Here is a 15,229-nt window from a genome sequence, read left to right as displayed (position 1 = left end):
TGACCCCTGGCCCTAAAAATTCACTAAATAGATAAGTACAATTCCTATGACAACTCCAAAAAGGATGCCCATAATGGGGTAATGTTCACTTCTGGCAATATTATAAGCATCAGGAATTAGTTCATCACACACAATATAAAGCATTGCACCTCCTGCAAATCCCAGGGATGCCGCAAGGAAAACTGGAGAAATATTTCCTATAAGGGCACCAATGAAAGCGCCGGCAGCCATGGGAAACCCAGCTGCTGCAGTAATGAGAAGCACCTTGAAACGAGAAATATTTGCCATGATAAGGGGTGTGGCAACAGCAAGGCCTTCAGGAATATTGTGTATTGCTATAACAATTGCTAGAGTGAAACCGAGATCCTGGGAGGCGGCAAATCCAGCCCCAATTGCTAAGCCTTCAGGCAGATTATGTAAGCCTATGCCCAGTGTCATAAGTGCGCCCTTTTTAAGATAAGTTGAGCCCATGCCATCCTGGGAATGGGGATGATGATGGGGTATGATTAAATCTATAATCAAAAATACCAAGACCCCAACTGTCAACCCAACAACCCCCCATTCCACCAAATTCATGTCAATGGTTTCTGAGAGTAGTTCAAGAAAAACTATTGTCATCATAATGCCTGCAGCAAAGCCCATGATAATACTTAACCTGTTGCCCTTTGATATGTTTAGAATTACTCCAAATAATCCCCCCAGGGCAGTGCCCAATACACCTGAAATTAAGCCAATTAACGTTATCTGCAAAATCGTGCTGCTGTCCATATATCTCCCCCCTACATTTAATATAGTAAGCACGAAATAGAAATTTTGTCAATTTGTCAAGCCTGACCCTGGTCTTTTCTGGTCCAGCGGTTCTTATCTCGTGTATTAAACTTGTCCATCATATCATTAAAAGCCTTGTTAAGGTCTATTCCCAGGGAGTTGGCAAAGCAAATGAGAATGAACATACAATCTGCAAGCTCCATGTCTATGGTGTTTTCCTCTTCATCTTTTCTCTTTGGTTTTTCTCCATAGTGATGATTTACTTCCCTGGCCAGTTCTCCTGCTTCTTCTGTTAAACGCGCCATTAGTGCTAGAGGAGAGAAATATCCCTCTTCAAACTGGGATATATATTCGTCAACAACCTGCTGCATTTCCTTCATGGTCATGTTATCTTTTTGCATCAGCTCATATTACCTCCATTCTTTCGTCATTTACTATTTCTAAGCTCTTGTTCTAAGTTCTTGCAGGACCCAGTTTTTTTGCCGCAAGATATTTTATTATGTCATGACGGCCCCTGCAGTTAAATACGTCTTTTACCTCAAGCCAACCCTTGCGGGCAATTTTAACACCATAGATAACATCCTGTAATTCGTGGATTCTATGTGCATCGGGATTAATGGCTATTAAAACCCCTAATTCTCTTGCCCTCTTTAAATACCTCCAGTCAATATCTAAACGGGCTGGACTGGCGTTCAATTCAATGATAACCTTGTGCCTAAGGGCTGCCTCGAAAATTTGCTCCATATCCAGGGGATATCCCTCCCTGCCCAGGAGTATTCTCCCCGTGGGGTGCCCGAGCATTGTAACCATGGGATGCTCCATGGCTTTAACCAGCCTTTGGGTTGCCTTTTCCCTGGTCATCTTAAAGTTGGAGTGGACTGAGGCTATTACAAAGTCAAAGGTTTCCAGTACCTCCTGGGAATAATCCAGGGAACCGTCAGGCTTAATATCTGATTCAATGCCGCTTAATATCTCAATCTGGGGATACTTTTCCTTTAGCCGGGCAATTTCCTCCTGTTGTCTTAGGATTTCCTCTTCCTTTAAACCACCTGCATAAAAGGCAGACTGGCTGTGGTCAGTTATGCCAAGGTATTCGTACCCAAGCTCCATACAGGCTTGTACCATTTCTTCAAGGGTATTAGAACCGTCGCTATAGGTAGTGTGCACATGAAAAATACCCTTTAGATCTGAAGGTTTTACAAGGTTGGGTAATGTTCCTGCCTCGGCAGCTTCAATTTCTCCTAGATTCTCTCTTAGTTCAGGAGGTATATATTCAAGACCCAGGGCCTTGAACACTTCTACTTCATCTGCACATTTAACCCTTTGTTCACCCCTAAATATTCCATATTCATTCATTTTTAGACTCATGGTTTTTGCCCTGTGGCGCATTGCTGTATTATGCTCCTTGCTGCCGGTAAAATGATGGATAGCATAGGGATACTCTTCTGGTTTCACCACGCGCAAATCCAGATTGATTCCAAGGAGCAGCTTTACAGAAGCCTTGGTTTCTCCAAGGGCTAGCACATCTGTTACCTGGGGCAGCTCCGACATGTACCTGGTGAGCTCCCCTGGATTATTAGACGAGGCAACCAGGTCAATATCTTTTACAATTTCCTTGAACCTTCTAATGCTTCCTGCCAGACTAACCTCAACTAGATGAGGAGATTTTTTCAGCTCCTCTATAATTTCTTCTGCAGCTGCTATGGCTTCACCGTAATAATACTGCCCTTGAAAACGTTTTAAATACTCTATGCCTTTTAAAATATTTTCCTGGGATTTTGGACCAAAGCCTTTTAAATCAATGAGTCTATTTTCTTTACACGCGTATTCAAGGTCTGCAATACTAGAAATTGCTAACTCATCATACAGTACCTTAAGTTTTTTGGGGCCAAGACCGGGAATATTTAGCATTTCCATTAGGCCCTTGGGAACGCTTGCTTTTAAGTCTTCATAATAATTGAGCTTTCCTGTAAGAACAAGCTCAGTAATTTTTTCATTAAGAGCCTGACCTATACCCTTTACATCCTTTAATCTATTTTCCTTTACAAGGATCTCTAGATCCCCCTCTAAAAACTCTATTGTCCTGGCACCATTGTAATAGGCTTTGGTCTTGAAGGGGTTTTCTCCCTTTAGCTCAAGCAGCAATCCTATTTCCTTTAAAACCTTGGCAACTGAGTGCTTATCCACGCTAATCCACCCCATCTTATATACTTTAACCAGAATTCCCTGGTCTTTTGCTTCAGTAACCCCAACTACATCTATTTTGCCACAATTTAACACGGTTCTACAAGCAATTGCAGATAATTTGTGAAAATCTACATTAACAAAGCCATATTTAAACTAAAGTGAAGTCAAGAAACCTGCCAAGGAACCTGCCAAGGAACCAGCTATAATTGATTAGTAAACAGGCAGGAAATGCAGTATACTAGCAGAACATATATAATAATATTATTGAAAAATTATAATTTATCACAAGGCGGAAAAATTCTATGCAGACACTAATCAAATGGCCAGGCGGAAAAAGCAAGGAATTACAGTATGTAAAGCAGCTAATGCCCAGAGATTATAATACCTACATAGAGCCTTTCTTTGGTGGAGGAGCAGTATATTTTCATATTGAGCCTCAAAAGGCTATTGTAAATGACCTCTGCAAGGAGCTAATTCTTTTTTACAGGTATGTAAAGGGTGACCTGGATAGGGGACTTTTCAAACTAGAGCTTTATAAATATGTAGAGTGCTGGGAAAGTATTCATAAGTATATGGAGTCCATATTTAAAGAGCTTCTAAAAATCTACTTGGACTTCAGGCAGGGTTTATCAAACCCTGATCAGGTGGCAGAAAGAGTTCTGGGACTATTTATTGCAAACCATGTACTACTTAATTCTTATTTCCCTGTTGATTTTACAGTAATTCCCCAAAATTTTACAGGGCAGATGGTTGACAATACTATAGCTAAACTTAAACGTATCAAGGCATTAGAGGAAAAACAGGGCTATCTTTCTATTGAAGATGTGCAAAAAAACATTGAAACTGCCATAAGAAGCGGCATTTATATGCACTTTCGTGATCTTCTCAACAAAAATATGTGGAATAAGGAGATTTCTGAAGCAAAAAAGATAGCCAACTACTACTTTATCCGAGAATTCTGTTATGGCTCCATGTTCCGCTTTAACTCCAAGGGGGAGTTTAATATACCCTATGGAGGTATAGCTTACAATAGAAAGGATTTTAGAAAAAAAGTTGACCAGGTATTTAGTGAAAAATCTAAAGCCATCCTCGGAAACACTACTATAGAAAATATGGACTTTGAGAAGTTTTTTGATAAATATGCTCTAGCACATAATGACTTTGTCTTCTTGGATCCACCTTACCATTCAGATTTTAGTGAGTACCAACAAAACTCCTTCAGCATGGAGGATCAGAAAAGGCTTGCCCGGTGTTTATTAAATCTAAAAGCAAGGTTTGTGCTTATTATCAAAAATACAGACTTTATTATGAGCTTGTATAAAAACCAACCTGGAATAAATATTAACTCCTTTGACAAGACCTATTTATATAATGTTCGAGGAAGAAATAATAGAAAAGCTGAACATTTATTAATATATAATTATACAAACTAGTTTGGAGGATTATAGATAGGGGCATATGCCAGCTTTTAGGAAGAGAGCTTGTGGAAATAAAATATTTGGAGTGATTATATATGAAGGGCTTACAAGTTATTTATGGTGACAGGCCTCGGGAGATGGTTAAAAAACTACTTTATGAAATTGAGCTCGAAAAGAAGCTTTCCAAGGACAGTATTATTGGCTTAAAGCCAAATCTGGTTCTGGCAAAACCGGCCAGCTCTGGTGCCACCACCTCTCCAGAAATAGCTGCAGGCATCATTGAATATTTCCAGGAGAGGGGGTTTATCAATATCAGGATTATGGAAGGCTCCTGGGTAGGAGACAGCACTAAGAGGGCTTATAAGGTTTGCGGCTATGAAAATATTGCCCAGAGGTATAACGTACCGCTACTTGACTTGAAAAATGATTTGGGAGTAAATGAACAGTTTCTGGGCGAAAACTACAAAATATGTGAAACTGTAAAGCAGGTAGACTATTTAATCAATCTTCCAGTTCTCAAGGGCCACTGCCAAACCAAAATGACCTGCGCTTTAAAGAATTTAAAAGGGTGCATCCCTGATTCGGAAAAAAGGAGATTTCACTCCCTGGGTTTACACAAACCAATTGCTTATCTAAATGGTATTATCAAGGCCAAACTGCATATTGTTGATGGCATCATGGGAGACCTAACCTTTGAAGAAGGGGGCAATCCCGTTGAAATGGGCAGAATAATTGCAGGTACTGACCCTGTACTGGTGGACTCCTATGTGGCGGAATTAATGGGCTATGAAATTAATGAAATAAAGCATGTGCAAATAGCCCACGAAATAGGGCTGGGGCAGCTTTACAGTGATGATACGCCTATCAAAGAAATAGACAGGAAAAATATGCCTTCTGTTACAATTAAGCCCGGTCACAAGGTAAAACACCTCTCTAAGTGGATTAATGAAAACCAGGCCTGCTCCCCCTGCTACGGCAGCCTTATTCACGCCCTTGATAAACTAGATGACATGGGCTTGTTAGGGTCTTATAAAGGTAAAATATCAATTGGCAGGGGTTATAAAGAATCAGCTATTGATGGTATCGGAGTAGGCATTTGTACTAGCAAATCCCGGTACAATATTGCTGGGTGCCCTCCCAGGGCAAAGGATTTAGTACAGGTATTACAAAAGGTTATAAAGAATAAAAAATGAAACATAACAGTCAAAACAAAGAAAAGAAAAGAAATTTGTCAATTTGTCAAGCCTGACCCTGTTTTTTTTGTAAGGCTACAAAGTGCTCAAATAAAGTTTTATATATTTTGACTGTTACAGTTGGGCTAAAGCCTTTTTCCTCTGCAAGGGCACTTAATCTACCCAAGATCCACTCTTCTCTTTTTGGGTCATGTACATTGGCAGCACTAGATTTGTAGCTGCCAATTTGCTCTACCAATTTAGTACGTCTCGCCAGCATTTCAATTATCTGCTCATCTATGATGTCCACTTCCCCGCGTAGGTAATCCAGGCTGGGAGTAAACTCGCTTTTTCTCCCTGTATTGTTCATGGAAGCCCTGTATGAGCCTAAAATTTTTACCGGATTACTGATGCTGTGTATTTCATCTAAAGCTTCCTTAATCCTGGGTTCTAAATAATGTCCATCTAAATCAATGAAAAATAAGTACTGTCCAATTCGTGTTTTTGCAGGCCTGGATTCTATTTTTGTCAGGTTTATTCCCCTGAGGGAAAACTCCTTCAAAGCCTGATATAAAGCGCCCGGCTGGTCTAAGATGTTAACTAAAATAGAAGTCTTGCAGTCAATAAAGCATTCTTGTTCTTTTTTGGAAATTATTATGAATCTAGTTTCATTATTGGTATAGTCATTTATCTCCTCGGCTAACACAGCAAGCCCATATTTTTTGGCTGTATTTGCCATTGCAATAGCCGCCCATGGTTCAGCTGATTGGGAGACATGCCTTACCGCCTCGGCAGTGCTGCTAACCTCAACCAGCTTTGCGTGGGGAAGGGCTTCCCCCAGGTAATGCCTGCATTGAGCTATTGCCTGGGAATGGGAAATAATGCTGTTAACCTCCTCTAACCTCACACCTGGCCTGGCCAGGAGGCTGTGTTTAATAGGTAGAATTATCTCCCCAATAATCTTAATGTCATATTGGCAAGTTTCTTCCTCAAGGCCACATGGATATCCATAAGCCAGGAGATCAAGGGTCTGATTAACTGTTCCCTCACAGGAGTTTTCCATTGGGACAACCCCTAAATCCACCTCCCCTGAGTGAACAGAGGCAAAAACCTTTTGTATTGATGAGTAGGGCTCCAGGATATAATTCTCCTGTTGAAAATATTTTTCTACAGCTAATTCACAAAAGGTTCCAATTGGTCCCAGGCAGCCTATTTTTTTATCCATTGACCACATCCTCCATTTCTACCGCTGAATCATCTGATAAAACTTCAAGCATTCTGGTAACCCTTTTCATTAATAGGTTAAGTTCATCAGGTGTTAATGATTGATGGCCGTCACACAAGGCCGTACTTGGATCGGGATGCATTTCTATAATTAAGCCATTTGCCCCAGCTGCTAGGGCAGCTAAAGACATTGGTGGAACCAGCTTGGTATTTCCTGTGGAGTGACTTGGATCTACGATTACAGGTAAATGACTAAGCTGCCTAACCAGGGATACTGCGCTTAAATCAAGGGTATTACGGGTGTAGGTTTCAAAGGTTCTTATGCCCCTTTCACACAATATGACCTTATTATTACCCTCTGCCATAATATACTCAGCTGACATTAACCATTCTTCAATAGTTGCCGACAGACCTCTCTTTAACAATATAGGTTTGCCAGATTGACCTGCCACTTTGAGCAGTTGAAAATTATGCATGTTTCTTGCACCAATTTGCAAAATATCTACATAATCCATGGACATATTTAAGCTGCGTTCATCAATGACCTCAGTAACAGTAACCAGACCTGTCAGTTGGGAGGCTTCCCTGAGGAGCTTGAGACCTTCCTCCTCTAGACCTTGAAAAGCATATGGTGATGTCCGGGGTTTAAAGGCCCCACCCCTTAATACCTGTGCTCCGGCTTTCTTCACCATGTGAGCGGCAGTTAATAACTGTTCTCTGCTTTCTATGGCACAAGGTCCTGCTATGACAGTAATATTGTTTCCTCCAAAATTAACTCCCTTAATATTAATAATGGAATCTGTTTCCTGGGCCTCACGGCTTACCAGCTTAAAGGGTTTCATTATAGGGACTATTCGTTCAACTCCAGGCAGTCTTTCCAAATTCATGGTTTCAAGATCTTCCCTGGTTCCTATTGCACCAATAACAATTCTTTTTGTTCCATGAATAATGTGTGTTTTAAATCCTAGTTTTTCCAGCTTCTTAGTTACAGATTTAATTTGCTCAGGTGTGGAATTGTTCTTCATTACTACAACCATTTTTATACCCCCTATAAAATAATAATCCATAGCCATATGTTCTTTAGGAACGAAGGCTATGGATCTCGTGGTACCACCCTAATTGGTCATTATAAAATGACCCACTCGTGCAGGATACGGGAAATAGTTTTGCGAGAAACAAAAAAACCTTTCATCCAAAGGACGAAAAGCCTAGCTTATCGCGTTACCACCTTAGTTGATCTGTTATATAAACAGAACCCCTCAAATAAGATACGGGAAAACTATTCCGATATCCCTTCTCCTGTAACGTAGAGAACATACGTCCCCGCCTACTGACCGTAAAGTTTTCAGCTGGCAACTCAGGAGTGAACTTCAATTAATCATGTTTTAAAGGTGCTTCCAGTCGATGACACCTTCTCCCTGGAAAACTGGGCTTAATTTACTTTTCTCCGTCATTGTATTTTAATTATTTTTAGTATTTCATATAATTATATTTCATATATAAGCCCATGTCAAGAGAGAAGCTGGATCATTTTTTTAGTTTTGCAGATTTATTGCAGATTTATTGCAGATTTATTTTTGGTCTTTTAGCCTTTAATTTTGCCAATTTGTTTTGTCAATTTGTCAAGCCTGACCCTCAAGGAATTTTTCTACAAGGTAGGGGTCGAATTGCTTTCCGGCCTGGTTTTTTATTTCTTCCAATGCCTCGGCTGCGCTCATGGCCTTTCTATAGGGGCGGTCATTTGTCATGGCATCAAAAGCGTCAACTATGGCAATGATGCGGCATTCGATGGGTATTTCTTCCCCCTTTATTCCTAATGGATAGCCTGTACCATCCCACTTTTCATGATGCTTTAGTATCAAGTCAGCAATTCCAGAAATATCAGGTGAGGATTGGGCAATTCTATAACCTTTTTCTGGATGCTGCTTCATTATCTCCCATTCTTTTTTTGTTAGACGGCCTTCTTTAAATAATATATTATCAGGTATGCCAACCTTACCCAGGTCATGTACTTGAGCCAAAAGGGCCAGGTCAATAAGCTGACGTATGCTTAATCCTACCCTTTCTCCCAGCTTCTGGCTGTGCTCTACCATACGAGATGCATGGCCATCAGCAATAAAATCCCTTTCTGACAAGGCAGCAAGGAGCGAGTTCACAATTTGGCTTCTTGCACTTGAGCTTCTATAAAGCTTATCCTTGTACATAAGATCATCTGCAATTTTTAAGGTTTCTTTAAGCTTCTGTTCAGGACCTTTACTGGTTGCTGCTCCTAATGATACACTCAAGGGAATTTGCCTGTTATCTTGATTATAAATCTGTATCACGCCTTTTATTCTTGCGATTATTTCTTTCCCTACCCTTTCATCAGTGTTTGGAAGAATAATAGAAAACTCATCTCCCCCTGTACGCGCAATAATATCTGATTTTCTTAGGGACTCTTCCAACACCCTGGCAGCAGCCTGCAGCATTTCGTCACCCTTTTCATGGCCCATTGTATCGTTAATTAGCTTTAACCCATCCAGGTCGGCAGAGATTATGCTTACCGGATAGCTTCTGCCTCCTTCAAGGCGTTTGATCTCCTCTTCAAAATACATTCTGTTGTATAATCCTGTTAAAGCGTCATGCAGACTTATATGTTTCAGCCTTTTTTCATATTCTTTCCTCTCAGTAATGTCTGTATATATTCCATAGGCTCCAATAAATTCCCCGTCTATGGTAACGGGTATCCCCTTTAAGTTGACATGGATTGGTCTACCATCCTTTGAATACCTGACAGTTTCAATATCATAAGTTTTACCCTGGGTTATCTCATTGTAAATCCTCTGAAACTCTTCCCTATGCTTTTCATCTCCTGAGGATAACAATTCAGAGGATTTTAATCCTTTAGCTTCCTCCAGAGTATATCCAAACAGTTCTGTATATCTTTTGTTAATTTCCTGGATTTTTTTATTATTATCTATAAAAACCACAGCATCCATGGAGTCTAAAAACAGGGCTTCATAACGTTTTTTTTGAAGCTCTAATTCCTTTTCGGCAGCCTTTCGCTTGGAAATATTCGTTACAAAGGCGAAAATATACTCTTTATGTTTATAGTAAAAGTAACTGGCAAATACCTCAGCAGGATATGTGGATCCATCCTTCCTCCTGTGGACAGTTTCATGCCTGGTCTTCCCCTTACTTTTAACAGCCTGCCAGTGTTTTTCCCATTTGTCCATGGCAATATTAGCATCAATGTCAAAAACTTTTTTGCCCAGAAGTTCTTCCTTTGTATACCCCAGCATGTTACTTGCTGCTGTATTAGCATAGGCGAAGGAGCCTGACCTTTCAATCCAGAATACTGCATCGGAGGAATTATCTAATGCAAATTGTGTCATCTCAAGGCTCTCTGTTGTTTCCTGCAGCTCCTCAAATTGAGCTTTTAACTCCTCCTCTGAAGCAGACAATTCTTCATAGGTAGCCTCTAAATCTTGATAGCTTTCCTGCAGTTTGGTTTCGGCGTTTTTGCGTTCCGTAATGTCAGAATAAATGGCATAGCCACCAACAATTTTGCCGTCTACAATTACTGGAGCGCTTTTTATCAGCACGTGTATTGTTTGACCATCCCTTGTAACGGCAGTACCTTCATGCTCTACAGGCAGCTTTAAGTTAAATTGGTCCCTGCTGTTATATACTATCAAGTCATCATTACCGGTAATCTCACTAATGTCCTTGCCCTTGACTTCCTTTAGAGAATAGCCAAAGGTTTTAGTAAATTGAATATTGGCGTCATATATTTTAAAATCAGTATCAAAGTACACCACACCATCTGTAGTATTATTAAACAAGGCTTCAAAGTGCTGCTTTTGGCTCAAAAGGCTGTTTAAAAGCTCCTCTATTTCAGAAGACAGCTTATTCATGGTATTCCCCAGCTGTCCCAGCTCATCCTCATAATACAAATAGACCCTCTTGGTAAAATTACCAGACCTCAACTGCTTACTATGATTTATAAGTTTATTAATTGGTTTAATTAACAGGTGATTTCCCAATAGCAAATAGGCAAAAAGGGCTGTGACTAATACACCCGCTGTAATTAAGTGAGTCTGCCTTGTCTTATTGGCTATGAGCATCTCCACATCATTAATATATAATGACGTTCCCAGAACCCACTCCCAGGGTTCAAATAGTCTAACACAGCCCAGCTTGGGTTCAATTCTATCCTGTTGGTCATAGTACTGCCATTTATAGGTTAAACATCCCTTACCCTGATCTCTGGCAATTTTTACAAATTCCGCCACAATAAAAACTCCATCTGGATCCTGATCTCCAACCATATTTGTTCCTTCTAGATCAGGTCTAAATGGATGGACAAGAAGGATATGGTTTAAATCGTTAATCCAGAAATAGTCCTGTTGAAAGTCACCATATCTCACATTTCTAATGGCAGCCCTGGCCTGCTCCTGGGCTTCCTCTCTAGTTAGTTCATTAGCTTCTTCAAGGGAGTAGTAGTATTCCAGAATTGATATGCCAACACCAACTAGCTCCTCGGTTTGGCTTTTTCTTTCTGCCATAATGTCGTCCTCCATAGAGGGTAAAATAACAAATATGACCAGGGCAAATAGTATTATAACTGGTAAAATTCCTAGTATGGCCAATTTGCTCCTTAAACTTTTCAAGATTCCACCCCCAAAAATCTAGAGAATAATACTAGCAGAAACAAATAAATATGTTAATATTGATAACTCACCATTTCGACAAAATTTAGTTTTATCCTTTTAAGTCTAAAAATATTAAAACCTCCTGTCATAGCTAAAACAGGAGGAAAGAAAAACAATTATAGGGTTCCTTTATAGTCTTCCAGCAACACCCTTGCTATTTCCCAGGCCACTACGGCATCACCAACCACTGCTGCAGCCGGCACAGCACAGGTATCAGACCTTTCAACACTTGCTTCAAAGGGCTCCTTGGTAATAAAGTCTACTGAATGGAGGGGAGTGTATAATGTAGGAATAGGCTTCATGGCAGCTCTCACCCTTAGCAGCTCACCATTTGTCATTCCACCTTCTATACCGCCGGCATTATTAGTTTTCCGATAAAAGCCCCTCTCCTCATTATAATAGATTTCATCATGTACCTTTGATCCAGGAAGACCTGCAGCCTGAAAACCCAGGCCAATTTCTACTCCCTTGATTCCCTGGATACTCATTAAGGCCCCTGCAATTTTCCCATCCAGGCGCCTGTCCCAATGAACATGGCTGCCCAGGCCAACAGGCAGATTGCCTACCACAATCTCAAATATTCCACCAACAGAATCTCCCTTGGACCTGGCCTTGTCAATTTCCTTGATCATATCCTGGCTGGCCCTGGGGTCACTGCAGTAAACAGGGGTATTATATATTTCCGTTCCCATTAGCTTGAGCTTTTCATAGTCTACTTCCTTAATCTCTATGCCCCCAATTCTCACCACATGGGCAGCAGACCATATAAAATATTTTTTGAGAAGTGATTGTGCAAGGCCTCCAACTGCTGTTCGAATGGCTGTTTCTCTGGCACTAGCCCTTTCAAGTATATTCCTCATATCCCTATGCTCATATTTTATAGCTCCCGGCAGATCGGCATGACCAGGCCTGGGCTTGGTGACAATCCTCTCTAGAACCTTTGCTCCCTGGTATGGATACATGATCTCCTTCCAGTTCTCCCAGTCCTTGTTATGGATAGTTAGAGTAATAGGACTGCCCAGGGTTACTCCATTTCTTATTCCAGATGATATTTCTACCTTATCACTTTCTATGGCCATCCTTTTACCCCGGCCATATCCCCCTTGCCTTCTTTTGAGCATATCATTGATCAAATCAATATCAACTTCAATACCTGCCGGCATTCCCTCTACAATGGCAGTAAGGGAAGGACCATGGGATTCTCCTGCCGAAAGATAACGCAACATAGGATAACCTCCTTGCCCTTATGGCTAAATTGCCCTCTTGGCTAAAAATATAAGATAATGGTTCTTAGACTAAATACAATGGTTTGTTACTTTGCTTGGTATCTAGGATGCCAATGTATCCAACAGGTTCTTAAATCCTGGGAAAGATACGTTAATTGCTTCTGCATTTTTTATGGTTATTCCCTTATCAGCAACCAGGCCTGCTACAGCTAACGCCATGGCTATTCTATGGTCATGCTGGCTGTCAAGGGTAACCCCTCCTCTGATGGGCTTTCCTCCCTTTATTCTTAACCCGTCTGGCAGTTCTTCAATATCCACGCCCATTTTTTGAAGGCCTTGACAGATAGCCTCTATGCGGTTGCTTTCCTTAACCTTTAACTCAGCAGCATCTCTTATTTCAGTTATTCCTCCTGCACAGGCAGCCGCCACGGCTATTACAGGAATTTCGTCAACCAGCCTTGGTATTAGTTGGCCTCCAAACTCAATACCCTGAAGACTGCTTGTTTCCACAATTAAATCACCTAACGGCTCTCCAGTATCTGCTGTGTTTTCTATAATCTTAAGATTAGCACCCATTTCTTTAAGGACATCTATGATACCTGTCCTGGTGGGGTTTAGGCCAACATCCTTGATAACCACCCTGGAATCAGGAACTATGGCACCTGCAACCAAAAGGAAGGCGGCAGATGATATGTCGCCAGGAACCTGGATTTCCCTGCCTGTTAGAGTTGGATGTCCCTTTATCCTCACTGCCAGGCCATCCACCTCAACCTCAGCTCCAAAATATCTTAGCATTCTTTCTGAATGATCCCTTGACTTTTCTGGTTCTATAACCTCCGTCCACCCATTGGCAAATAAACCTGCCAGCAGGATGGATGACTTTATCTGGGCACTGGCAACAGGGGTTTTATAAGAAATGGGTCTTAAACTGCCCCCGCTAATTGTTAGTGGAGCAAGCTCTCCCTTTTGTCTGCCCAGTATAGTTGCTCCCATTTCCTTTAAAGGTTTGGTCACCCTGCCCATGGGTCTTTTACGAATTGAAGAGTCTCCTGTAACAACAGAGATAAAGCTCTGTCCAGCCAGGATGCCGGACATTAAACGTATTGTTGTGCCCGAGTTTCCCACATCCAAAACATCCTGGGGCTCACTTAAGCCATGAAGCCCTTTACCATAAACCAGCACATTATCCTCATTTATTTCAGCAGCAACACCCATTTCCTGAAAGCACCTGACTGTACTCAAGCAGTCCTCACCCATGAGAAAACCTTTAATTCTGGTAACGCCATCAGCCAGGCTTCCAAGCATAACTGCCCTGTGGGAAATGGATTTATCCCCTGGGACCCGCACTGTACCATTTAAACCCTTTTTGGGTTCTATAATTAATTCATTATTTACTACCATTTGAAATCAACACCTTTTTACATATTAACTAAACTTTGGATAAACTACAAAGCTTTCTTCCCTTAATACCTTTACTGCCCCTTGTGCAGCATCTAGATTAAGAAAGCCAAAACGGATTGTTCCTCCGTCTCCTTCACGAACTCTAAGTATTTCTATGTCAATAATATTAATATTTCTCTCCCCTAACAGGTTAGCTATTTGACCAATCATGCCCGGCCTGTCCGGCACCACGACTACTATCTCAAAAAGCTCAGGAAGTATGCCCTTGATGCCTGCCGGGACCTTTTCCCTGCTTTCCCGTGCATTTTTAAATACGTTCAAAAGTCCTTCCCTGTCCTCTTCCAGGATAGATTTTTTTATTTCAGCAAGCTTGCCTTCATGGATTTCCAGCACCTCTAAAATAGCTCTTCTATTGTTCAAACAAATGTCCCGCCACATGTCAGGCTGACTGGAGGCTATCCTGGTGGTATCTCTAAAACCTCCTGCTGCAAGGAGAAACAAATCGGGATATCTGTCCCTTAAGGCACTTGCAGAATTTACCAGGGCAGCTGCAAGCAAATGGGGCAGGTGGCTTACAGCTGCTACCTGGTTATCATGTTCAGATGGGCTCATAATTAAAGGCCTTGCTCCTATTCCCTTGATAATGTTCAAAAGGGTATCTACTGCTTCCCAGGCTGTTTTTTCTGTTGGTGTGAGTATGTAAGCCGAGTTTTCAAATAAATAGGTGTCTGCTCCATCCAGACCCTTTTTTTCAGAACCGGCCATGGGATGGCCAGGAACATAGCTTATATCTCCTGGAAGCACTGCTTCAATTGAAGTGACTATGGTTTCCTTAACACTGCCCACATCTGTTAAAATAGCACCCCTTTTCATATGAGGAATTGCCTTTATTGCCATGGGTACTGTTTGGTTTAGAGAACAAGAAATGACCGTCAAGTCAGCATCCCTAACAGCTTCCTTGACATCCATGGAAAACCAGTCAATAATCCCTGCTTCCTGACCCTTTACCAGGGCAGTCTCATCCACATCATATCCACAAAGGTTTATTCCTGGAAACAGCCTTTTTAAAGCCAGGGCAAAGGAGCCACCTATCAGGCCCAGGCCTATAATTGTCACCTTCCTGGTTGCATTAAGCATTA

At 41.3% G+C, this 15,229-nt stretch carries 11 protein-coding genes and 1 other annotated feature; of the genes, 2 read left to right on the top strand and 9 right to left on the bottom strand.

All coding sequences use genetic code 11. The features are described 5' to 3' along the window. Window positions 1-12: 12 nt before the first annotated feature. From K364_RS0100945 to polX, 3 genes are read right to left on the bottom strand one after another with little or no spacing between them, the layout of a single operon-like run. Window positions 13-768, bottom strand: coding sequence for a ZIP family metal transporter (locus tag K364_RS0100945; protein ID WP_028306454.1), 756 nt, complete (start codon window positions 766-768; stop codon window positions 13-15). 56 nt (window positions 769-824) lie between these two features. Beyond that, on the bottom strand, window positions 825-1,169 hold the full coding sequence (locus K364_RS0100940; RefSeq protein ID WP_242841624.1) for a nucleotide pyrophosphohydrolase: 345 nt from the start codon (window positions 1,167-1,169) through the stop codon (window positions 825-827). 52 nt (window positions 1,170-1,221) lie between these two features. After that, a complete protein-coding gene (polX, locus tag K364_RS0100935; RefSeq protein ID WP_028306452.1) occupies window positions 1,222-2,955 on the bottom strand; it encodes a DNA polymerase/3'-5' exonuclease PolX in 1,734 nt (577 codons plus the stop codon). 302 nt (window positions 2,956-3,257) lie between these two features. Between polX and K364_RS0100930 the strand changes: the two genes are divergently transcribed. After that, window positions 3,258-4,388, top strand: a complete 1,131-nt coding sequence (locus K364_RS0100930; protein WP_028306451.1) for a DNA adenine methylase — start codon at window positions 3,258-3,260, stop codon at window positions 4,386-4,388. An 80-nt stretch (window positions 4,389-4,468) separates the two neighbouring features. Next, window positions 4,469-5,566, top strand: coding sequence for a DUF362 domain-containing protein (locus tag K364_RS0100925; protein ID WP_028306450.1), 1,098 nt, complete (start codon window positions 4,469-4,471; stop codon window positions 5,564-5,566). A gap of 46 nt (window positions 5,567-5,612) precedes the next feature. Here K364_RS0100925 and pheA read toward each other — a convergent pair whose 3' ends face one another. The 6 genes from pheA to K364_RS0100895 all read right to left on the bottom strand — a co-directional run bounded on the left by pheA (window position 5,613) and on the right by K364_RS0100895 (window position 15,227). Beyond that, entirely contained in the window at window positions 5,613-6,770 is a 1,158-nt protein-coding gene (pheA, locus tag K364_RS22390; protein WP_035267395.1) for a prephenate dehydratase, read from the bottom strand. Beyond that, the gene (aroF, locus tag K364_RS0100915; RefSeq protein WP_028306449.1) at window positions 6,763-7,806 is read right to left on the bottom strand and encodes a 3-deoxy-7-phosphoheptulonate synthase; all 1,044 of its coding nucleotides are present in this window, start codon (window positions 7,804-7,806) and stop codon (window positions 6,763-6,765) included. The genes pheA and aroF overlap by 8 nt, the downstream gene beginning before the upstream one ends. A gap of 155 nt (window positions 7,807-7,961) precedes the next feature. Next, window positions 7,962-8,232: a binding site (T-box leader), on the bottom strand. Between the two features lie 159 nt (window positions 8,233-8,391). Continuing rightward, window positions 8,392-11,421, bottom strand: coding sequence for a PAS domain S-box protein (locus tag K364_RS25340; protein ID WP_051533715.1), 3,030 nt, complete (start codon window positions 11,419-11,421; stop codon window positions 8,392-8,394). Between the two features lie 158 nt (window positions 11,422-11,579). Then, entirely contained in the window at window positions 11,580-12,689 is a 1,110-nt protein-coding gene (aroC, locus tag K364_RS22380; protein WP_051533714.1) for a chorismate synthase, read from the bottom strand. Window positions 12,690-12,791: 102 nt separating this feature from the next. Further along, a complete protein-coding gene (gene aroA, locus K364_RS0100900) occupies window positions 12,792-14,090 on the bottom strand; it encodes a 3-phosphoshikimate 1-carboxyvinyltransferase (protein WP_035267392.1) in 1,299 nt (432 codons plus the stop codon). A gap of 24 nt (window positions 14,091-14,114) precedes the next feature. Beyond that, on the bottom strand, window positions 14,115-15,227 hold the full coding sequence (locus K364_RS0100895; RefSeq protein ID WP_028306447.1) for a prephenate dehydrogenase: 1,113 nt from the start codon (window positions 15,225-15,227) through the stop codon (window positions 14,115-14,117). Between the last annotated feature and the right edge of the window lie 2 nt (window positions 15,228-15,229).

Source organism: Desulfitibacter alkalitolerans DSM 16504 (assembly GCF_000620305.1).
Taxonomy (GTDB): domain Bacteria; phylum Bacillota; class DSM-16504; order Desulfitibacterales; family Desulfitibacteraceae; genus Desulfitibacter; species Desulfitibacter alkalitolerans.
This window is presented reverse-complemented; position numbering and strand designations above follow the sequence as displayed.

Excerpts from the sequence above, each read along its gene's own strand:
- K364_RS0100945 (WP_028306454.1), bottom strand. The coding sequence starts at position 768 with ATGGACAGCAGCACGATTTTGCAGATAACGTTAATTGGCTTAATTTCA.
- K364_RS0100940 (WP_242841624.1), bottom strand. The coding sequence starts at position 1,169 with ATGCAAAAAGATAACATGACCATGAAGGAAATGCAGCAGGTTGTTGAC.
- K364_RS0100930 (WP_028306451.1), top strand. The coding sequence starts at position 3,258 with ATGCAGACACTAATCAAATGGCCAGGCGGAAAAAGCAAGGAATTACAG.
- K364_RS0100925 (WP_028306450.1), top strand. The coding sequence starts at position 4,469 with ATGAAGGGCTTACAAGTTATTTATGGTGACAGGCCTCGGGAGATGGTT.
- pheA (WP_035267395.1), bottom strand. The coding sequence starts at position 6,770 with ATGGATAAAAAAATAGGCTGCCTGGGACCAATTGGAACCTTTTGTGAA.
- aroF (WP_028306449.1), bottom strand. The coding sequence starts at position 7,806 with ATGGTTGTAGTAATGAAGAACAATTCCACACCTGAGCAAATTAAATCT.
- aroC (WP_051533714.1), bottom strand. The coding sequence starts at position 12,689 with ATGTTGCGTTATCTTTCGGCAGGAGAATCCCATGGTCCTTCCCTTACT.
- aroA (WP_035267392.1), bottom strand. The coding sequence starts at position 14,090 with ATGGTAGTAAATAATGAATTAATTATAGAACCCAAAAAGGGTTTAAAT.
- K364_RS0100895 (WP_028306447.1), bottom strand. The coding sequence starts at position 15,227 with ATGCTTAATGCAACCAGGAAGGTGACAATTATAGGCCTGGGCCTGATA.